The 20,305-nt window shown below is 37.7% G+C and carries 21 protein-coding genes and 1 pseudogene; all 22 read left to right on the forward strand.

The annotated features are described in order from the left end of the window. The first annotated feature begins 108 nt into the window (after positions 1–108). The 22 genes and pseudogenes from BAU28_RS00890 (at position 109) to BAU28_RS00990 (ending at position 19,990) form a co-directional block, all read left to right on the forward strand. Positions 109–1,131 carry a YeiH family protein gene (locus BAU28_RS00890; protein ID WP_002174197.1) on the forward strand — a complete coding sequence of 341 codons (1,023 nt, stop codon included), beginning with the start codon at positions 109–111 and terminating at the stop codon, positions 1,129–1,131. 74 nt (positions 1,132–1,205) lie between these two features. Then, complete coding sequence (locus BAU28_RS00895) at positions 1,206–1,394, forward strand: helix-turn-helix transcriptional regulator (protein ID WP_071717447.1); 189 nt, start codon at positions 1,206–1,208, stop codon at positions 1,392–1,394. 11 nt (positions 1,395–1,405) lie between these two features. Then, a complete protein-coding gene (locus BAU28_RS00900; RefSeq protein ID WP_002174194.1) occupies positions 1,406–1,663 on the forward strand; it encodes a hypothetical protein in 258 nt (85 codons plus the stop codon). A gap of 24 nt (positions 1,664–1,687) precedes the next feature. Further along, a complete protein-coding gene (locus BAU28_RS00905) occupies positions 1,688–1,915 on the forward strand; it encodes a hypothetical protein (RefSeq protein ID WP_048370283.1) in 228 nt (75 codons plus the stop codon). Positions 1,916–2,015: 100 nt separating this feature from the next. Then, the gene (locus BAU28_RS00910; protein WP_071717448.1) at positions 2,016–2,777 is read left to right on the forward strand and encodes a MerR family transcriptional regulator; all 762 of its coding nucleotides are present in this window, start codon (positions 2,016–2,018) and stop codon (positions 2,775–2,777) included. Further along, on the forward strand, positions 2,774–3,394 hold the full coding sequence (locus BAU28_RS00915; RefSeq protein WP_048370286.1) for a hypothetical protein: 621 nt from the start codon (positions 2,774–2,776) through the stop codon (positions 3,392–3,394). The genes BAU28_RS00910 and BAU28_RS00915 overlap by 4 nt, the downstream gene beginning before the upstream one ends. 83 nt (positions 3,395–3,477) lie before the next feature. Further along, a pseudogene (locus tag BAU28_RS31650) lies at positions 3,478–3,576 on the forward strand (DUF4362 domain-containing protein); the annotation flags it as partial. A 151-nt stretch (positions 3,577–3,727) separates the two neighbouring features. After that, entirely contained in the window at positions 3,728–5,704 is a 1,977-nt protein-coding gene (gene uvrB / locus BAU28_RS00920) for an excinuclease ABC subunit B (protein WP_071717449.1), read from the forward strand. Between the two features lie 5 nt (positions 5,705–5,709). Beyond that, positions 5,710–8,580 carry an excinuclease ABC subunit UvrA gene (gene uvrA, locus BAU28_RS00925; protein WP_071717450.1) on the forward strand — a complete coding sequence of 957 codons (2,871 nt, stop codon included), beginning with the start codon at positions 5,710–5,712 and terminating at the stop codon, positions 8,578–8,580. Positions 8,581–8,820: 240 nt separating this feature from the next. Beyond that, the gene (locus BAU28_RS00930) at positions 8,821–9,201 is read left to right on the forward strand and encodes a phage holin family protein (protein ID WP_002174188.1); all 381 of its coding nucleotides are present in this window, start codon (positions 8,821–8,823) and stop codon (positions 9,199–9,201) included. Between the two features lie 156 nt (positions 9,202–9,357). Further along, complete coding sequence (gene hprK, locus BAU28_RS00935; protein ID WP_071717451.1) at positions 9,358–10,287, forward strand: HPr(Ser) kinase/phosphatase; 930 nt, start codon at positions 9,358–9,360, stop codon at positions 10,285–10,287. 24 nt (positions 10,288–10,311) lie between these two features. Further along, the gene (gene lgt, locus BAU28_RS00940) at positions 10,312–11,124 is read left to right on the forward strand and encodes a prolipoprotein diacylglyceryl transferase (RefSeq protein WP_048370294.1); all 813 of its coding nucleotides are present in this window, start codon (positions 10,312–10,314) and stop codon (positions 11,122–11,124) included. Positions 11,125–11,190: 66 nt separating this feature from the next. Then, positions 11,191–11,838, forward strand: coding sequence for a pyrophosphatase PpaX (gene ppaX / locus BAU28_RS00945; protein ID WP_071717455.1), 648 nt, complete (start codon positions 11,191–11,193; stop codon positions 11,836–11,838). A gap of 120 nt (positions 11,839–11,958) precedes the next feature. Continuing rightward, complete coding sequence (locus BAU28_RS00950; RefSeq protein WP_048370296.1) at positions 11,959–12,465, forward strand: acyltransferase; 507 nt, start codon at positions 11,959–11,961, stop codon at positions 12,463–12,465. A gap of 145 nt (positions 12,466–12,610) precedes the next feature. Beyond that, positions 12,611–14,122, forward strand: a complete 1,512-nt coding sequence (locus tag BAU28_RS00955; protein ID WP_048370300.1) for a tetratricopeptide repeat protein — start codon at positions 12,611–12,613, stop codon at positions 14,120–14,122. A gap of 84 nt (positions 14,123–14,206) precedes the next feature. Beyond that, a complete protein-coding gene (trxB, locus tag BAU28_RS00960; protein WP_071717452.1) occupies positions 14,207–15,163 on the forward strand; it encodes a thioredoxin-disulfide reductase in 957 nt (318 codons plus the stop codon). A gap of 162 nt (positions 15,164–15,325) precedes the next feature. Next, positions 15,326–16,132, forward strand: a complete 807-nt coding sequence (locus BAU28_RS00965; protein WP_071717453.1) for a DUF368 domain-containing protein — start codon at positions 15,326–15,328, stop codon at positions 16,130–16,132. Positions 16,133–16,360: 228 nt separating this feature from the next. Next, entirely contained in the window at positions 16,361–16,819 is a 459-nt protein-coding gene (locus tag BAU28_RS00970; protein WP_001190083.1) for an NUDIX hydrolase, read from the forward strand. Between the two features lie 20 nt (positions 16,820–16,839). Beyond that, positions 16,840–17,721: an RNase adapter RapZ gene (gene rapZ / locus BAU28_RS00975; RefSeq protein ID WP_025148220.1), complete on the forward strand. Its 882-nt coding sequence runs from the start codon at positions 16,840–16,842 to the stop codon at positions 17,719–17,721. A gap of 3 nt (positions 17,722–17,724) precedes the next feature. Further along, on the forward strand, positions 17,725–18,678 hold the full coding sequence (locus tag BAU28_RS00980) for a gluconeogenesis factor YvcK family protein (protein WP_071717454.1): 954 nt from the start codon (positions 17,725–17,727) through the stop codon (positions 18,676–18,678). Positions 18,679–18,767: 89 nt separating this feature from the next. Continuing rightward, positions 18,768–19,718, forward strand: a complete 951-nt coding sequence (gene whiA / locus BAU28_RS00985; protein ID WP_025148222.1) for a DNA-binding protein WhiA — start codon at positions 18,768–18,770, stop codon at positions 19,716–19,718. A gap of 23 nt (positions 19,719–19,741) precedes the next feature. Continuing rightward, on the forward strand, positions 19,742–19,990 hold the full coding sequence (locus tag BAU28_RS00990; protein ID WP_048370305.1) for an HPr family phosphocarrier protein: 249 nt from the start codon (positions 19,742–19,744) through the stop codon (positions 19,988–19,990). Positions 19,991–20,305 lie beyond the last annotated feature (315 nt).

Genomic DNA, 20,305 nt, shown 5'->3' on the forward strand with positions numbered 1-20,305 from the left:
TTTGATGATTGAGATTTAATATTGATATTAAACTTATTATTAAAACTCTCTTATAATGTAACTAGAAAGAACATGCATGTTCCAATACGATTATTGGGGTGGTACAAAGTGGAACAAACACTTGTTATACAAAAGAAGAAGCGTCTTGGTTTTTCGCAAGGGGTTGGGATTACGTTATTAATCGCCATTGCTGCGAAATATTTAGCGGAGCTTCCATTTTTAAATATTATGGGACAATTAGTAATCGCTATTCTAATCGGGATGGTTTGGCGAGCAGCGATTGGAATCCCTCACGAAGCGATAGCGGGAACGAACTTTGCGAGTAAGAAGTTGCTTCGCTTCGGAATCATCTTACTTGGAATGCGATTAAATCTTGTAGATATTGCGAAGGCGGGGCCGAAAGTATTGGTCATCGCTGCGGTTGTTATTACATTTACAATTTTCGTTGTCTATGGACTAACGAAAGTATTTAAAGTAGAAAAGAAATTAGGAATTTTAACAGCATGCGGGACGGCAATTTGTGGCGCGGCTGCGGTCGTGGCAATTGCACCGCAAGTGAAAGCGAAAGATGAGGAAACAGCAGTTGGGGCAGCGATTATTGCTATTTTAGGTACGATATTTACACTTATTTATACGCTATTATATCCAGTGCTTGGCTTTTCTCCGTATGGTTACGGCGTATTCTCAGGTGCGACACTACATGAAATCGCTCATGTTATCGCGGCCGCGGCTCCAGGAGGAAGTACGGCAGTTGATATTGCTGTTATCGTAAAATTAACACGCGTTGCAATGCTTGTACCAGTAGCGATATTAATTGGATTATGGTTTGGTAAGAGCGAGGGAAGCAAAGAAAAAGGGTCGTGGCGCGATCTTCCGATTCCTTGGTTCATCTTCGGATTTTTAGCAATGAGTGCGGTGCATTCGCTTGGGATTATCCCAGAAGTTGTTGCCGGATATATTGTAGTAATTGCGTACATGCTTATCGCAATGGCGATGGCAGGGCTCGGTTTAAATGTAGAGTTTAAAACGTTCCGCAAATTAGGAAGTAGAGCATTTGTGGCAGGGCTGATTGGCTCGGTTTGTCTTTCGGTGCTTGGATACGTTCTTGTATATGCGTTAGGATTTATGTAGTAGCGAAGAGGCATCTTATAGATGTCTCTTTTTTTACCTTTTTTTGTAAAGATATCTTCACTTGAAACTGGAAAATATTTATAATTAAAGAATTGCGAAAACAAAATCATATAACACAAGTTGAAATGACGAAGGCGATGCAAGTGACACGGCAGACAATCGTGGCGATTGAGAACCATCACTATAACCCGAGTCTAGAGTTAGCCCTAAAAATCGCCAAATATTTTGGAATGAAAGTGGAGGAAATATTTACGCTGGAGTAAGGAGAGAGAAAATGCAAGATGAGTTTGAGAGATTTCAATCGGATAAAGCGTTTAAATATGTAGGGTTATTTTTCGCGATTAGTTTAGCTGTATGGAGTTTGTATAATTTAATTGTTTACGGAAGCGCTGGAACACCGTTCATTCTATTTGTTGTTGGACAGTTTGTATATTACGGTGTGAATTATTGGCCAAAGTGGAAATTTAGAAATAAGAAAGAGGCTGATAATGAGTATGGCATCAACGAGTGTGTTAGCAACAAAGACCAGTAAATAGATAGATAAAGGGGAAGTGGAATGGGATTACCGATATTATGTGTCGCTACGGCTATATTTGCTTTATTTTGGGGAATGCAAAATTTCTCTCGTAATCCAGTGCCAAGTGTATGTATTATGATTGGTACTGTAGGCTTATCGTACTATTTATTAAATTCAGCACATTATCATAAAACGGCAACGAGTGTTGTTATTGGAGTGATTATATTATCGTGTGGGTGCGCTATACAAAAGGTGTTATTTCCATAAAAGCTGTTTATACAAAAAGTATAAACAGCTTTTTGTATTTTTTTTACAAATCACTTGAAAGTTACGTTACGTCATCTTTTATAATGAAAGAGAAGAGGTGATGGCAGTGATTTCGATTCAAGAACTTACGAAGGAAACAGGGGTTACGGTAAGAACGTTACGCTATTATGATCAAATCGATTTATTAAATCCGAGTGGGAAAACGGATGGGGGACATCGGTTATATAGCGAGAGAGATGTTATTCGTTTGCAGCAAATTTTATTTTTAAAAGAAATGGGTTTTTCATTAAAAGAGATTACGAATATGTTAATAACAGGTGAGCTCAATTTAAAAGTATCGCTTGAAAAGCAACTTAAGTTTGTGCAAGAAGAACAGAAAAAGTTCAATCGAATGGAACGTATTTTACAGGCAGTTGTTTATTCAGTGGATGTGGAAGGGGAACTGGATTGGAAAGTTATGTTTGAACTCATTCAGCTTTCGAAACAGTCTCCTCGTATACGTGAAATGTTTCAAAATGAAGTTTTTTCCAAGCAAGAACAAAAGTTGCTTCATAATTTACCGAACATGAGTGAAGAAGACCCAAACGTTTTAGAATGGGTCGATTTATTAAAGCAATTACGTAACTTTATGAAAGACGATAAGGAAGCATCTTGTGATGAAGTACAAGGGGCAACAAAGAAATTAATGCAGAAATGTTTAGAGATGGCAAATGGTGATGAAGCATTTTTAGATAAATTGTGGGAAGTAAGAAAGTCAAAAGAAGATTCGCAGAAAATGAGTATGTATCCAATTGAAGAAGAGCTTCTAGTATATATGGATGAGGCTTTTCGTATATATGACGAAAGGGAGAAGGATAAATGAGTATACTCGCAGAATATCGATGGTATTTTTTAATTGGGGCAGAGATTGTATTTTGGTTATCCGCTATCGGTTTCTTTTTACTAAGGTATGGATTTCGCTTGAAAAAGGCGAGCTTTATTATGGGGATTGTGCTGCTAGTCAATGAAGTATTTATTTTAACTTTAGGGGTAGTGGATTATTATCAAACAGGGAAGTTCTCTAATTTCCAGATCATTACGGTAATCATCTTATTATATGCAGTTTTTTATGGGAAAAAGGATTTGAGAAAACTAGATATATTTGTGCAGAAACTAGTTGCGAAATGGCGAAATGAACCGATTCCTATTATTGAAGAACAAATCGAATTGACAGGCATGGCTTATGCGAAGCAGGAAATGAAAAATTGGGCTTTGCATCTTATTTTATTCGTTGCTGTTCATATGTTCTTTTTCTTCGTGTATGGGCTTATCCCATTTGAACAATGGGGAAATTGGTTAGAGTCAGGAATCGTTTTAAATAAAGCAGCAAGTCGTGTAAGCCAAGTGTGGGCGATTATTCTTTTAGTGGATACAGTTATTTCATTTTCATATGTGATTTTTCCTAAGAAGGAGAAAGGGAAAGAGAAGCTACTTTCATAGAGGAAAGTAGCTTTTGTAATTTTAGTATAGGTTTCTTTTTAGGGTATACAAACAGTTTGTATAGGAGAGGATGACAATAGGAAAAAGAGTCGCGTGAAGTAGAGGTTGTTTATAGGTTAATAGATTGTACGAGTGAAAATGGACGCAATGGATATGACTTATTATATGTACCTATAAAATAAAATTGATAGAGGAAGGTAGTGTTTACTCCTTCCTTTTTCTATGTATAACTTGTCGAAAACTTTACCGAATATCTGTTCGTTTTTTTAGGTTTTTTATGGGTATTCGTGTTAAAATAATAATACAGATTTTTATGAGGAGGTCGGATTTTACTTGGAACATCAATTTGAAATTATCTCAGCGTATTCCCCGCAAGGTGACCAACCGGAAGCGATAGAGAAGCTTGTAGAGGGAATTAATAGTGGAAAGAAAAAGCAAGTGTTGCTTGGAGCGACAGGAACGGGTAAGACATTTACGATTTCAAATGTCATTAAAGAAGTGCAGAAGCCAACACTTGTAATGGCTCATAATAAAACGTTAGCTGGACAGTTATATAGTGAGTTGAAAGATTTTTTTCCTAACAATTCTGTTGAGTATTTTGTTAGTTATTACGATTATTATCAGCCAGAAGCGTATGTGCCGCAAACAGATACGTTTATTGAAAAAGATGCACAGATTAATGATGAAATCGATAAATTACGCCACTCGGCAACGTCTGCTTTATTTGAACGAGATGATGTTATTATCGTTGCGAGTGTGTCGTGCATATACGGTTTAGGTTCTCCGGAAGAATACCGCGAGTTAGTTGTTTCACTTCGAGTTGGTATGGAAAAGGACCGCAATCAATTGCTTCGTGAACTTGTTGATGTACAGTATGGACGTAATGATATTGATTTCAAGCGTGGTACATTCCGTGTGCGCGGAGATGTAGTTGAAATCTTCCCGGCATCACTTGATGAGCATTGTATTCGAATTGAATTTTTCGGTGATGAAATCGATCGTATTCGTGAAGTAAATGCATTAACAGGTGAAGTGTTAGCAGAACGTGATCATGTAGCAATCTTCCCAGCATCTCACTTCGTTACACGTGAAGAAAAAATGAAGGTCGCTATTGAAAATATTGAAAAAGAATTAGAAGAGCGTTTAAAAGAATTAAACGATAACGGTAAGTTGTTAGAAGCGCAGCGTATAGAGCAACGTACACGTTATGATTTAGAAATGATGCGCGAGATGGGCTTTTGTTCAGGGATTGAAAATTATTCCCGTCATTTAACACTTCGTCCAGCGGGTGCAACACCGTATACGTTATTAGACTATTTTCCAGAGGATTTCTTAATTGTTATGGATGAGTCGCACGTATCAGTGCCGCAAGTAAGAGCGATGTATAACGGGGACCAAGCACGTAAGCAAGTGCTTGTGGATCATGGATTCCGTCTGCCATCAGCTTTAGATAATAGACCGCTCATGTTTGATGAGTTTGAAGAGAAAACGAATCAAGTTATTTACGTTTCGGCAACGCCAGGACCATACGAGTTAGAGCAGTCACCGGAGGTAATAGAACAAATTATTCGTCCAACAGGGCTTTTGGATCCACCAATTGATATACGACCAATTGAAGGGCAAATTGATGATTTATTAGGAGAGATTCAAGATCGCATTGCAAAAAATGAACGTGTATTAATTACGACTTTAACGAAAAAAATGTCAGAGGATTTAACGGATTACTTAAAAGATGTAGGAATTAAAGTGAACTATCTTCACTCTGAAGTTAAAACGTTAGAACGTATTGAAATCATTCGTGACCTTCGTCTTGGTAAGTTTGATGTACTTGTCGGTATTAACTTATTACGAGAAGGATTAGATATTCCAGAAGTATCACTTGTAGCTATTTTAGATGCTGATAAAGAAGGATTCCTACGTTCAGAGCGTTCGTTAATTCAAACGATTGGTCGTGCAGCACGTAATGAAAACGGTCAAGTTATTATGTACGCAGATCGCATAACAAGATCAATGGGAATTGCGATTGAAGAAACGCAGCGTCGGCGCCAGTTGCAAGAAGCTTACAATAAAGAGCATGGTATTACACCGAAGACGATTCAAAAAGGGGTACGTGACGTTATTCGTGCGACAACAGCAGCTGAGGATACGGAAACATATGAAGCAGTACCAGCTAAGAAGATGACGAAAAAAGAACGTGAAAAGACAATTGCAAAGATGGAAGCAGAGATGAAAGAAGCAGCAAAAGCGTTAGATTTCGAGCGTGCAGCTGAATTAAGAGACTTACTATTAGAATTAAAAGCGGAAGGGTGACAAGAGTGAGTAAAGATTTTATTGTTGTAAAAGGTGCTAGAGCGCATAATTTAAAAAATATTGACGTAACCATTCCGAGAAATCAGCTTGTTGTTGTGACGGGATTGTCTGGTTCTGGGAAATCATCGTTAGCATTCGATACGATTTATGCAGAAGGACAGCGCAGATATGTGGAATCTTTATCTGCGTACGCACGTCAGTTTTTAGGACAAATGGATAAGCCGGATGTTGATATGATTGAAGGCTTATCTCCAGCGATTTCAATTGATCAAAAAACGACGAGTCGTAATCCTCGTTCAACGGTTGGAACGGTAACGGAGATTTATGATTATTTACGTTTATTATTCGCGCGAATTGGTACGCCGATTTGTCCGAATCATGGAATTGAAATTACATCACAAACAGTGGAACAGATGGTAGACCGTGTGCTTGAATATCCTGAACGTACGAAGTTGCAAGTGCTAGCGCCTATCGTGTCAGGGCGTAAAGGTGCACACGTGAAAGTACTAGAAGATATTAAGAAGCAAGGTTATGTTCGTGTGCGCGTGGATGGAGAGATGCTGGATGTATCTGAAGAGATTACGTTAGATAAAAATAAGAAGCATTCAATTGAAGTTGTTATTGACCGTATTGTTGTGAAAGAAGGAATTGCAAGCCGACTTGCAGATTCACTCGAAAGTGCTTTAAAGCTTGGCGGAGGCCGAGTTTTAATCGATGTAATGGGAGAAGAAGAACTTCTATTTAGTGAGCATCATGCTTGTCCGCATTGTGGTTTTTCAATCGGGGAATTAGAGCCACGTATGTTCTCCTTCAATAGCCCATTTGGTGCATGTCCTTCTTGTGATGGACTAGGTTCAAAGCTAGAGGTAGATTTAGAACTTGTTATTCCGAACTGGGATTTATCATTAAATGAACATGCGATTGCTCCTTGGGAACCGACAAGTTCGCAATATTACCCGCAATTATTAAAATCTGTGTGTAATCATTACGGCATCGATATGGATATGCCGGTGAAAGATATACCGAAAGATTTATTTGATAAAGTGTTGTACGGAAGCGGTGAAGAGAAGGTTTATTTCCGCTATGTGAATGAATTTGGTCAAGTAAAGGAAAATGAGATTTTATTTGAAGGCGTTATTCCAAATATCGAGCGTCGTTATCGTGAGACGAGTTCTGATTATATTCGCGAACAAATGGAAAAGTATATGGCAGAGCAAGCTTGTCCGAAGTGTAAAGGCGGACGCTTAAAGCCTGAGAGTTTAGCTGTTTTCGTTGGTGATAAAACGATTGCCGATGTAACAAAATATTCCGTTCAAGAAGTACAGGACTTCTTTTCAAATGTTGAATTAACCGAGAAACAACAAAAAATTGCTCATTTAATTTTGAGAGAAATTCAGGAGCGCGTTGGGTTCTTAGTGAACGTCGGTTTAGAATATTTAACGTTAAGTCGTGCCGCAGGAACTTTATCAGGTGGTGAAGCGCAGCGTATCCGTTTAGCGACGCAAATCGGTTCTCGTCTTACGGGCGTACTTTACATTCTTGATGAGCCTTCTATCGGTTTGCATCAGCGCGATAATGATCGTCTTATTCGTACATTGCAGGAAATGCGAGATTTAGGAAATACGTTAATCGTTGTTGAGCATGATGAAGATACGATGATGGCCGCCGATTATTTGCTTGATATCGGACCTGGTGCAGGTATCCATGGTGGTCAAGTTGTATCAGCAGGTACACCAGCTGAAGTTATGCAAGACGAGAATTCATTAACAGGGAAATATTTAAGCGGTAAAGAGTTTATTCCAGTACCACTTGAGAGACGTAAAGGTGATGGACGTAAAGTGGAGATTGTCGGTGCGAAAGAAAACAACTTAAAGAACGCGAAAATGTCATTCCCTCTAGGTACATTTGTAGCAGTAACAGGCGTATCTGGATCTGGAAAAAGTACGATGATTAATGAAGTGTTATATAAATCGTTAGCTCAAAAGCTATATAAAGCGAAAGCGAAGCCAGGGGCTCATAAAGAAATTAAAGGTCTAGAGCAGTTAGATAAAGTAATCGATATTGATCAATCACCAATTGGGCGTACACCACGTTCAAATCCAGCAACATATACAGGTGTATTCGATGATATTCGTGATGTGTTTGCGCAAACGAATGAAGCGAAAGTGCGTGGATATCAAAAAGGACGTTTCAGCTTTAACGTAAAAGGCGGCCGTTGTGAAGCGTGCCGTGGGGATGGAATTATTAAAATCGAAATGCACTTCTTACCAGATGTGTATGTTCCGTGTGAAGTTTGTCACGGTAAACGTTACAATCGTGAAACGTTAGAAGTGAAATATAAAGATAAGAACATTTCTGAAGTGTTAGAGATGACGATTGAAGATGGGGTAGAATTCTTTGCTAATATCCCGAAAATTAAGCGTAAACTTCAAACACTTGTAGATGTAGGGCTTGGTTATATGAAATTAGGACAACCAGCTACGACATTATCAGGTGGTGAGGCGCAGCGTGTGAAATTAGCTTCTGAATTACACCGTCGTTCTACAGGGCGTACGTTATACATTTTAGATGAGCCAACGACTGGTTTACATGCACATGATATTGCACGTCTTCTGGAAGTGTTGCAGCGTCTTGTTGAAAGTGGCGAGACAGTACTTGTAATCGAGCATAATTTAGATGTTATTAAAACAGCTGATTATATCGTTGATCTTGGGCCAGAAGGTGGAGACAAAGGTGGACAAATCGTTGCTTCCGGAACGCCAGAGCAAGTGGTGAAAGAAGAACGCTCGTATACAGGTAAGTATTTAAAAGAGATTTTAGATCGTGATAAAACAAGGATGAAAGAGAAAATAAAAGAAGTAGAGTTATCACAATAAGTTTGTTAGTGAAAACCGAGTGTAAAGATAAAAAATACACTCGGTTTTTATTTTATGGGGGAGAAAATGGAATTTATAGAGGTTCTGCGAAAGAAAAACACTAAGGGAAATTGGTAAGATTGTTAGTAGGTATACAAGTATAAAAAATAGAATAAGCTGTTATAAGTGTTTGTACGATACTTGCGTTTATTATCTATTAGCGTATGATGAAATATATATGTTAAAAGGATGTGTAAGGAAATGAGATGGATTGTATCACTTCTTGTAAATAGCGTTGTGTTAATCGCTGTATCCGGACTTTTAAAAGGGGTTGCACCAGACGCGTTTTACGTAGCAAATATACAAACTGCAATTATTGCGAGTATTATATTGGCGATTTTAAATGTGTTCGTAAAGCCGTTTTTAATTTTAATTACGCTACCAATTACTGTTGTAACTTTCGGCTTCTTCTTAATTGTTATTAATGCGATTACGTTAGAAATAGCAGATTCATTATTAGGGGATGCTTTTAATATATCCGGATTTGGTGTAGCGATTGTCGCGGCAATTTGTATTTCGATTTTTAATATGATAATTGAAAAGGCAATTGTTGAACCATTATATGAAAAAAAGAGAAAATGACAAAAAGAAAAACATTTCATCATTCGTATGAAATGTTTTTTTCTATTTATTAGAAAGCGTGTTTCTTGTTTTAAGAAAAAAATGGTACAATATCCGTTAGAATGGAATTTCACATCAAATGAGACTGAACCCGCAGCGGAGTGGAGGTTTATACATATGCCGAAAGTAAGGACAAAAGATTTAATGGAACAATTTCAATTGGAGTTAGTAAGTGGTGAAGAAGGAATTCATCGTCCGATTGATACAAGTGATTTATCACGACCTGGAATTGAAATGGCAGGATTTTTTACATATTATCCAGCTGATCGCGTGCAGCTTCTTGGAAAAACGGAGCTTACGTTCTTTGATACGTTAACGACAGAGCAAAAGCAAGAGAGAATGAAAGTGCTTTGTACTGAGGAGACACCTTGTATTATTGTAACTCGTAATCAAGATGTGCCGGATGAGTTATTACAAGCATCACGTGAATCAGGCGTGCCTTTATTACGTTCTTCTCAAACGACGACGAGATTATCAAGTCGTTTAACAAACTATTTAGAAGGTAAGTTAGCGCCAACAACTGCTGTTCATGGTGTGTTAGTAGATATTTATGGCGTTGGTGTTTTAATTACAGGTCAAAGTGGTGTCGGGAAAAGTGAGACAGCGCTTGAGCTTGTAAAGCGTGGCCACCGTCTAGTTGCAGATGATAGTGTAGAAATTCGTCAAGAAGATGAAGACACATTAGTAGGAAGCTCACCTGATTTAATTGAACACTTATTAGAAATTCGTGGTCTAGGTATCATTAACGTAATGACGTTATTCGGTGCAGGGGCGGTACGAAATTATAAGCGTATTACACTTGTTATTAATCTTGAAATTTGGGATCAAAAGAAAAATTATGATCGCTTAGGTCTTGATGAAGAGAAGATGAAGATTATTGATACAGAAATTACGAAGATTACACTTCCAGTTCGTCCTGGTCGAAACTTGGCTGTTATTATTGAAGTAGCAGCGATGAACTTCAGATTAAAACGTATGGGAGTCAATGCGGCACAACAGTTCTCTGAACGATTAATGAGTGCGATTGAGTTAGGAAATCAAGAGTAAACTCTGGAGAGGGAGGTCATACATATGCTGTTAGGTTCTGTACCACAGCTTGACCGTGTAGCAATCCAACTTGGACCGTTCCCTGTTTATTGGTATGGGGTTATTATCGGTACAGGCGTGCTATTAGGTCTTTGGCTAGCGACTCGCGAGGGAGAAAGGCTAGGTATTCCAAAAGATACATTTATTGATCTTGTATTAATCGCAGTACCAATCGCCATTCTTTTTGCGAGAATGTACTATGTTATTTTTGAATGGGAATATTACTCTCAAAACCCGAGTCAAATTATTAATATTCGTCAAGGTGGTTTGGCGATTCATGGTGGTTTAATCGGGGCTGTTATTACAGGAATTATTTTTGCGAAAAAACGCGGACTTTCGTTTTGGAAGCTAGCGGATATTGCTGCACCGAGTATTTTACTAGGACAAGCAATTGGCCGATGGGGAAACTTTATGAACCAAGAGGCACACGGTGGTGAAGTAACGAGACAGTTTTTAGAAGGGCTTCATTTACCACAGTTTATTATTAATCAAATGTATATCGATGGTGTGTATTATCACCCGACGTTTTTATATGAATCATTATGGAACTTTGCAGGTGTTATTTTACTGCTTGCATTACGAAAAGTGAATTTACGCCGCGGTGAGTTGTTCTTTACATACTTGATTTGGTATTCAATTGGGCGCTTCTTCGTAGAAGGTTTACGTACAGATAGTTTAATGTTAGGACCACTTCGTATTGCACAAGTAATGTCAATTGGGATTGTTGTTCTTTCTATCATTTTCATTATTGTGAGACGAAAAATGGGGCAATCTGATAAAAGATATTTAGAAAATTAGAGAAAAGTAGCATCTTATATAAGATGCTGCTTCTTTCATATTCGGGCAGCGAAAGGACTAGAGATGATGAAAATAAATACAGTGTTATTTGATTTAGATGGAACGTTAATTAATACAAATGAACTTATTATTTCTTCTTTTTTACATACGTTACATACCTATTATCCAAATCAGTATAAGCGAGAAGATGTATTGCCATTTATCGGTCCATCTTTGCACGATACTTTTAGTAAGATTGATGCAAGTAAGGTTGAAGAGATGATTACATGCTATCGCCAATTTAATCACGAGCATCATGATGAATTAGTAGAAGAATATGAAACTGTATATGAAACTGTTCAAGAATTGAAGAAGCAAGGTTATAAAATCGGCATTGTTACAACGAAAGCGAGACAGACGGTTGAAATGGGATTAAAGCTTTCGAAACTTGATCAATTTTTTGATGTGGTCGTGACAATTGATGATGTGGAACATGTAAAACCACATCCAGAACCGCTTCAAAAAGCGTTGGGATTATTAGAGGCAAAACCAGAAGAAACATTGATGGTTGGTGATAATCATCATGATATTGTCGGTGGGAAAAATGCAGGTACGAAAACAGTAGCGGTTTCATGGACATTAAAAGGTAGAGCGTATTTAGAAGCGTATAAACCAGATTATGTGCTAGATAAAATGAGTGATTTACTACCAATTTTGTCCCGCATTAACGGGTAGTAAGGAAGTTATGTGGGAAGTTTGCCTGTAAAAGCCAGATTGATGAAGGCTAATAATCAGTGGGGAAAAAAGCTCCCGCTGATTAAAGTTTCACTTTATCTGAGTAGAGGAGAGAGTTAAGTGCGACGGACAACGCGCTACCCTGTTTCAGGAGAAAATTCATTGTGGAATGTGTATAAAACTGTTTCTTTTTGGAAGGTAATGAAAAACTTTATTATTATCCAAGTCGCACGTTACACGCCATTTTTATCCGTGAAAAATTGGTTGTATCGAACATTTTTACGGATGGAAGTAGGAAAGAAAACATCGTTTGCACTTATGGTAATGCCAGATATTATGTTTCCAGAAAAGATTACTGTGGGAGACAATTCAATTATCGGCTATAATACGACGATTTTAGCACATGAATATTTAATTCGTGAGTATCGGCTTGGAGAAATCGTCATAGGGAATGAAGTTATGATTGGAGCAAATACGACGATTTTACCAGGTGTAACGATTGGAGATGGTGCTATCGTTTCAGCTGGTACACTTGTCCATCGAGATGTACCAGCTGGCTCTTTCGTAGGCGGAAATCCGATGCGTATTATTTATACGAAAGAAGAAATGGCTGCTAGGGAAGGTTGATGTTAAAAATGTAACATTTCCCTTCTCTTTTTATGAATAAAAAGGAAATAATTGATTATAATATACTGTTTTGTTTTTTACGGAATCGTTTATACTTATAGATAAAAGAATGTGTGAACGAAGAAAACAAAAAACTGGAGGATATATGGGGAAAAATCAAAGAATATATAAGGAGAACGGACAAGTTATCTCTTTTAATCAATTAGCGGATTTCTTTTATAAAAAAGGGATGAGGGCTTATAAAGGGCAAAAATTGCAAGATGCAATTAAATATTTTCGAAGAGCGGCACAAAGCGAGAAGGAGCCGTTTATTTTATGCCAATTAGCAATAGCGTTATCTGAAGCTGGTGAATATCAAGAGTCGAATCAAACATTTCTAAAGCTTGTTAGATCTAACCCGGAACTTGAACAATGCTATTATTTTATTGCAAATAATTATGCGTATATGGGCTTGTTTCAACAGGCGAAGAAGTATGCAGAGCGTTATTTAGAAGTTGCGGTGGAGAAGGAATTCGTAGAAGATACATTAGAATTGCTTGAGATTATGGAAGAGGAAGCAATGGGTCCGGAAGAGATTGAGGATGAAGATGAGCTAATTGTCATGCAGGAAGAGGCGAATCGATACATTCGTAACGGACAATTAGAAGAGGCCATTGCTACACTAGAAGTTGTTACGAAAGAATATCCAGAATTTTGGTCGGGCCATAATAATTTAGCGATTGCACATTTTCAATCAGGTAATGTAGATCAAGCGCTCAAGTTAACAGAAATGATTTTAGAGAAAAACCCTGGTAATATGCATGCGCTTTGTAATACGCTTATTTTTCTATATTCAATTGGAGAGCATAAGCAAGTAGAGACATTAGCAGGGCAGTTAGTTTCGGTATATCCAATTTCATTTGAGCACCGTTTGAAACTTGGAACAACACTTGCAACAATCGGTCATTTCGAACATGCATATAAATGGTTCAAAGTATTAAAGCGTCAAGGATACGAAGGAGACGTTAGTTTCTATTATTGGTTTGCATACTCTGCTTATATGGTGGAAGATCAACAAGTAGCTGAAAAGATGTGGCAACATGTTGTAGAATTGCATCCTGATAAAAAGGGAAAAGAACCGTGGAATGCACTGAATTTAGCAGATGAGGGGCAAAACCTTTTATTTGAAGAATTACGAAAATCATTTCAGCAAAGTGCGACGCTAGAAGAGCAAATGCTAGCTTTATATTTAATGAATGAATTGTCAACGCCAGAGAAGGTTGGTTTCTTCTTTGATGTAACGCAAGCGAAAAATGGTGTTCCAATCGTATCGCAACTTGCAAAGTATTTCTTTTTACTTAATAGTCATAAAAGCATTCCGGCTGATTTACAGCAATTTGAACAGTGCGTGCGAATCGCGGATGCATTATACAATTATACGAAAAAAGATGATGAATTAATCGAAGAGTGTTTACATTTTTGGTTTTGTACGTTCATACGTTTATATACATCTGGGGCAATCTTTACAAATGTGTACGGTTGGTCAGCAGCAATTGAATATATTGTGCGTGGCGAACAAAGAAATAAGATGACACAGGCGGAGCTTGGAAATGTATATAATGTATCTGTAGCCACTGTACGAAAGTATGTGCAGGCTGTTAAGCGTACGCACACATAAGATAAGCAAATCATTGGGAAAAAAATGATGCTAACAGTATAATGAGGTTAACTTAACGTGTATGAATGAATAGGAGTGAATAGTGTGTCAGAAGAAAAAATTTATGATGTCATTATTATTGGTGCAGGACCAGCTGGTATGACAGCTGCAGTATATACATCTCGTGCGAATTTAAGCACACTGATGCTTGAGCGCGGTATTCCAGGCGGACAAATGGCAAATACGGAAGATGTAGAAAACTATCCAGGTTATGAGTCTATTTTAGGACCAGATCTATCAAATAAAATGTTTGAGCACGCGAAGAAATTTGGTGCTGAATATGCATACGGTGATGTGAAAGAAGTCATCGATGGTAAAGAGTACAAAACAATTGTAGCTGGTAAAAAAGAATATAAAGCACGTGCAATTATCGTTGCAAGCGGTGCAGAATATAAAAAAATTGGTGTGCCTGGTGAAAAAGAACTTGGCGGCCGCGGTGTATCATATTGTGCAGTATGTGATGGCGCATTCTTTAAAGGGAAAGAACTTGTTGTAATTGGCGGGGGAGACTCTGCTGTTGAAGAGGGTGTATATTTAACACGCTTCGCATCAAAAGTAACAATCGTTCACCGTCGTGACACTCTTCGTGCACAGAAAATTTTACAAGATCGTGCTTTCCAAAATGAGAAAGTAGATTTCATTTGGAATCACAATATAAAAGAAATTAACGATACAAATGGTAAAGTAGGAAGTGTAACACTTGTAGATGTAAACAGCGGTGAAGAACAAGAAGTCAAAACTGACGGCGTTTTCGTATACATCGGTATGCTACCATTATCAAAACCGTTTGTTGAGCTTGGTATTACAAATGAAAATGGTTATGTTGAAACGAATGAGCGTATGGAAACGAAAGTTCCTGGTATTTTCGCAGCTGGTGATGTTCGCGAAAAAATGCTTCGTCAAATTGTAACTGCAACAGGCGATGGCAGTATTGCAGCACAAAGTGCACAACACTATGTAGAAGAATTGTTAGAAGAACTAAAAACTGCAACAGAAAAATAAGGGGTAATATACCTTTTGAGAAGAGAGCTACCGATAGGAGCTTTCTTTTTTTATGTAAAAATGTCAAAATTTTGTCAAAAACAATTAGGATTATAAGCTTTCTTATTGATATACTGGACTTTACGGAAAAAATCACTATAAGAAATGAGGAATTTATTCAGTATGGAATGGCGTAATATATACCGTGGATTTTGTATGGGCGTTAGTGATTTAATTCCTGGTGTGAGCGGCGGAACAATCGCTGTTGTATTAGGGATTTATGAACAATTGCTTGCAGCAATTAGCGGTTTCTTTAGTCGTGAATGGAAAAAACATTTAGGGTTTTTAATTCCACTTGCAGCTGGTGTAGCGGCAGCGTTTTTGACATTAAGTCATGTTATTAAATACTTACTTGCAAATCATTATGAACCAACCCAGTTTTTCTTCCTCGGTTTAATTATTAGCATTTTACCAATGTTAATGAGAGAAGCTGATGCGAAAGAAACATTTAAAGGAAATCATATCGTCGTATTGGTAATTGCAGCAATTCTTGTAGCTATAACGGCCTTCTTCAAGCCGGATAAAGCGGCAGATCCGATTACGACGTTAACAATTTTAAATACAATTGGTTTATTTTTCGCAGGATGGATGGCTAGTATGGCTATGCTTCTTCCTGGAATTAGTGGATCGTTTATTTTGTTAATTATTGGTGTGTATCCAACAGCAATTAACGCTTTAACTACATTGAATTTACCATTAATCGTGGTTATCGGTGCCGGAGTTATGGCTGGATTTGTTGTAAGTAGTAAAGGAATTAGTTATCTATTAGAGCGTTATAAGAGTATGACGTTTGCAGCAATTATTGGACTTGTTATCGGATCGATTGTAATTGTGTTCCCTGGTATTCCGACTGGTGGAATGTCAGTTGTAAGTTCAATCATTACTTTTATTTTAGGATTTGCGATTGTTACTTATTTCGGTAAGAAATAAGTACTTTAATCCCCTTGATGATAAAAATCGTTAAGGGGATTTTTATACGTTTTAATGGGAATCAGAGCGTTTAGATTGCTTGTTATAGCAAGCTTTTTTACAATTGTTTCATGTTATGTGCTTAGCGAAAGGGGACTGGCTCCTTCGTTGTAGCAAATTGTTTTTGATAGTATAATGAAATGAGTATGCAGTGAGAAATTTTGCTGCAAGTAGCTGAGGTGAAGAAACATGCAAAGAGTGACAAACTGTGTGTTAATTAGAGATAATGAAGTACTCTTACTTCAAAAACCTCGCCGAAATTGGTGGGTTGCACCAGGTGGAAAGATGGAACGTGGTGAGACGGTAAGAGAATCAGTTGTTCGCGAGTATCGTGAAGAAACAGGTATTTATTTAAAGAACCCAGCGTTAAAGGGGGTCTTCACCTTTGTCATCCAAGAAGGTGATAAGGTTGTTTCTGAATGGATGATGTTCTCCTTTTTAGCAACAGATTTTGCAGGAGAAAACAAATTAGAGAGCGAAGAAGGCATCATTGGTTGGCATACATTTGATAAAATTGATGATTTAGCAATGGCACCAGGAGATTATCACATTATTGATTATTTAATTAAAGGGAATGGTATAATCTACGGTACATTTGTATATACCCCAGATTTTGAGTTGCTTTCATATCGATTAGATCCGAGTTAAACCTTCAAGGAGAGGATACGATGACAGAGAATAATGATATAAAAATGGTAATTATTACAGGGATGTCTGGAGCTGGAAAAACGGTAGCGTTACAAAGTTTTGAAGATTTAGGATATTTTTGTGTAGATAATTTACCACCGATGTTATTGCCGAAGTTTATTGAACTTATGGCAGATTCAAAAGGAAAAATGAATAAAGTTGCACTCGGTATTGATTTACGTGGCCGAGAGTTTTTTGAATATTTATGGGGAGCACTTGACGATTTATCAGAACGCACATGGATTATCCCTCATATTTTATTTTTAGATGCGAAAGATAGCACACTTGTAACTCGTTATAAAGAAACGAGACGTTCGCATCCACTTGCGCCAACTGGCTTGCCATTAAAGGGAATTGAAGCAGAGCGTAGTTTATTAACTGATATGAAGGCGCGAGCGAATATTGTGCTTGATACATCTGATTTGAAACCGAAAGAATTACGAGAAAAAATTGTTCACTTGTTCTCAACAGAAACTGAGCAAGCATTCCGTGTAAATGTTATGTCGTTTGGATTTAAGTACGGAATTCCAATTGATGCTGATTTAGTATTTGATGTGCGTTTTTTACCAAATCCATATTATATTCCACATATGAAGCCATTAACAGGACTAGATGAAGAAGTTTCGTCATATGTGTTGAAATTTAATGAAACACATAAGTTTTTAGAGAAATTGACGGACCTTATCACTTTCATGCTGCCTCATTATAAAAGAGAAGGTAAGAGTCAACTTGTAATTGCGATTGGATGTACAGGTGGACAACATCGTTCTGTTACGCTTACAGAGTACCTTGGGAAACATTTGAAACCAGAGTATAGCGTTCATGTATCTCATCGTGATGTGGAGAAGAGAAAGGGCCATTAAGGGATGAAAAAAGAGCGAAAACCTAGAATTGTCATCATGGGAGGAGGAACTGGACTTTCTGTTTTATTAAGAGGATTAAAACAATATCCTGTTGATATTACAGCAGTTGTAACGATAGCCGACGATGGAGGCAGTTCAGGTAGACTACGTGATGAGTTAGAAATTCCACCTCCAGGTGATATTCGTAACGTACTTGTTGCGTTATCGGATGTAGAACCATTAGTGGAAGCTTTATTTCAGCACCGTTTTACAACTGGAGACGGATTGAAAGGGCATGCGTTAGGAAATTTACTATTGGCAGGTATGACTTCGATTACAGGAGACTTTTACCATGCGATTACGGAAACGAGTAAAGTATTAAATGTCAGAGGACGTGTATTGCCAGCAGCGAATCAAAGTGCGGTGCTTCATGCAGAACTAGAAGATGGAGAAATTGTAACAGGTGAATCAAAGATCCCTTATTTCGGGAAGAAGATTAATCGTGTCTTTTTAACTCCAGAAGATGTAGAACCGCTATATGAAACGTTGACTGAAATTAAACGAGCTGATTTGCTTGTTTTCGGTCCAGGAAGTCTGTACACGAGTATATTACCGAATTTAGTTGTTAACAAAATTGGGGACGCTGTTCTTGCTGCAAAAGCGAAGAAGGTATATGTATGTAATGTTATGACGCAAGCGGGTGAAACGATGGGTTATACTGCGTTTGATCATGTGCAGGCGTTGCATGATCATTTAGGTAAACCGTTTATTGATACTGCAATTGTAAATAATCGTGATATCCCTTGTGAATTACGTAAGTTATATGAGGAAGAAATGTCGGAACCAGTTGTAGTGGATGAAGACCGTTTTGCTGAAAATGGTATTGATGTAATTCAAGAGCAATTAGCGAAGTATGATGATCGTGTTGTAAGACATGATACATTAAAGTTAGCTTCTATTTTATATTCACTGTTATAAATGTGCGTTATCTCTTGATGAGATAACGCTCCTCATTCATATAGGACAAGATTTTTGTTCCGCAATAATAGTATAAGGAGGTGTTGACTGTGTCATTTGCATCAGAAACAAAGAAAGAGTTGACCAATCTTGAAGTGAAGGAATGCTGTGAGAAAGCAGAATTATCGGCGTTGCTTCGAATGAACGGATCGCTTTCTTTTTCAAATCGTCGCCTATCTATCGATATTCAAACGGAAAATGCAGCAATTGCAAGAAGGATTTATACGCTTTTGAAAAAAGGATATGATGTGACGGTAGAATTACTTGTTCGTAAAAAAATGCGATTGAAGAAAAATAATGTATATATCGTGCGGCTTGTTGAGAAGTCTCGCGAAATACTAGCAGATCTTCACATTGTTCGAGATGATTTTTCGTTTATTCGAAATATATCACAGGAATTAATTGAGAAGAAATGTTGTAAACGATCGTATTTGCGCGGTGCATTTTTAGCAGGTGGTTCAGTAAATAACCCAGAAACATCATCTTATCATTTAGAAATCTTTTCGTTATATAAGGAACATAATGATTCTATATGTGAACTGATGAACGGATTTGATTTAAATAGTAAGACGTTGGAAAGAAGAAAAGGGTACATTACGTATTTGAAAGAAGCTGAGAAAATTACAGAGTTTTTAAATATTATAGGTGCCCATAATGCACTTTTAAGATTTGAAGATATTCGAATTGTTCGCGATATGCGTAATTCAGTAAATCGTTTAGTTAACTGCGAAACGGCCAATTTAAATAAAACAATTGGTGCAGCGTTAAGGCAAATTGAGAATATCCGCTATATTGATGAGACGGTTGGTCTTGATATTTTGCCAGATAAACTAAGAGAAATTGCACAGTTGCGGATAGATTATCAAGATGTAACATTGAAAGAGTTAGGTGAGATGGTATCCGGGGGAAAAATTAGTAAATCGGGTATTAATCATCGTTTGCGTAAAATCGATGAGATTGCAGAGAAATTACGCGCGGGAGAAACGGTAGTAAAAAAATAAGAGGTTAAAGGGGAAATGGAGCTGTGGTTCAAAAACGGGTTAAAGTTTCATTAAAAAACGGCTTACAAGCACGTCCGGCTGCGTTGTTTGTACAAGAGGCAAATCGTTTTCATTCTGATATTTTCATCGAGAAAGATGGAAAGGCAGTTAACGCAAAGAGCATAATGGGGATTATGAGCTTAGCAATCGGAACGGGTAGCATGATAACAATTACAACAGAAGGTTCAGATGCAGAAGAAGCTTTAGAAGCATTAGCTGCATATGTGCAATAAAAGGCTATCGCGCGTGCGCGATAGCCTTTTATTTTGTTATTTTGGGAGTAGTCCGATTGGTGTATGTTAACAATTAGCGGGGTATGTGGATGGTTTGCGTTTATCGGGAATTTTCGGTAAGTCGATATATTTGTTCGAATACTAGGTTGGTTATGTAAACAGGGGATTGCATGATATAAAAAAGCGCCCTGTTGATAGGGCGCTTCCGCTTTTAAATGTATCCAGCTCCAGCGGCTAGAATGGTCGGTGGCTTCGCTTCTTCCGCCGAGGTAAAAAGTACCTCTTTGTCAGAAGCTCCATCCCCCTCCCATTCTA

This window comes from Bacillus paramycoides, from assembly GCF_001884235.1.
Classification (GTDB): Bacteria; Bacillota; Bacilli; order Bacillales; family Bacillaceae_G; genus Bacillus_A; species Bacillus_A paramycoides.

Coding starts and splice junctions, on each gene's coding strand:
- BAU28_RS00915 (WP_048370286.1), top strand. CDS start 2,774: ATGAGTATACTCGCAGAATATCGATGGTATTTTTTAATTGGGGCAGAG.
- hprK (WP_071717451.1), top strand. CDS start 9,358: ATGCCGAAAGTAAGGACAAAAGATTTAATGGAACAATTTCAATTGGAG.
- lgt (WP_048370294.1), top strand. CDS start 10,312: ATGCTGTTAGGTTCTGTACCACAGCTTGACCGTGTAGCAATCCAACTT.
- ppaX (WP_071717455.1), top strand. CDS start 11,191: ATGAAAATAAATACAGTGTTATTTGATTTAGATGGAACGTTAATTAAT.
- BAU28_RS00905 (WP_048370283.1), top strand. CDS start 1,688: ATGGGATTACCGATATTATGTGTCGCTACGGCTATATTTGCTTTATTT.
- BAU28_RS00900 (WP_002174194.1), top strand. CDS start 1,406: ATGCAAGATGAGTTTGAGAGATTTCAATCGGATAAAGCGTTTAAATAT.
- BAU28_RS00965 (WP_071717453.1), top strand. CDS start 15,326: ATGGAATGGCGTAATATATACCGTGGATTTTGTATGGGCGTTAGTGAT.
- BAU28_RS00910 (WP_071717448.1), top strand. CDS start 2,016: ATGGCAGTGATTTCGATTCAAGAACTTACGAAGGAAACAGGGGTTACG.
- BAU28_RS00970 (WP_001190083.1), top strand. CDS start 16,361: ATGCAAAGAGTGACAAACTGTGTGTTAATTAGAGATAATGAAGTACTC.
- BAU28_RS00980 (WP_071717454.1), top strand. CDS start 17,725: ATGAAAAAAGAGCGAAAACCTAGAATTGTCATCATGGGAGGAGGAACT.
- BAU28_RS00930 (WP_002174188.1), top strand. CDS start 8,821: ATGAGATGGATTGTATCACTTCTTGTAAATAGCGTTGTGTTAATCGCT.
- BAU28_RS00955 (WP_048370300.1), top strand. CDS start 12,611: ATGGGGAAAAATCAAAGAATATATAAGGAGAACGGACAAGTTATCTCT.
- rapZ (WP_025148220.1), top strand. CDS start 16,840: ATGACAGAGAATAATGATATAAAAATGGTAATTATTACAGGGATGTCT.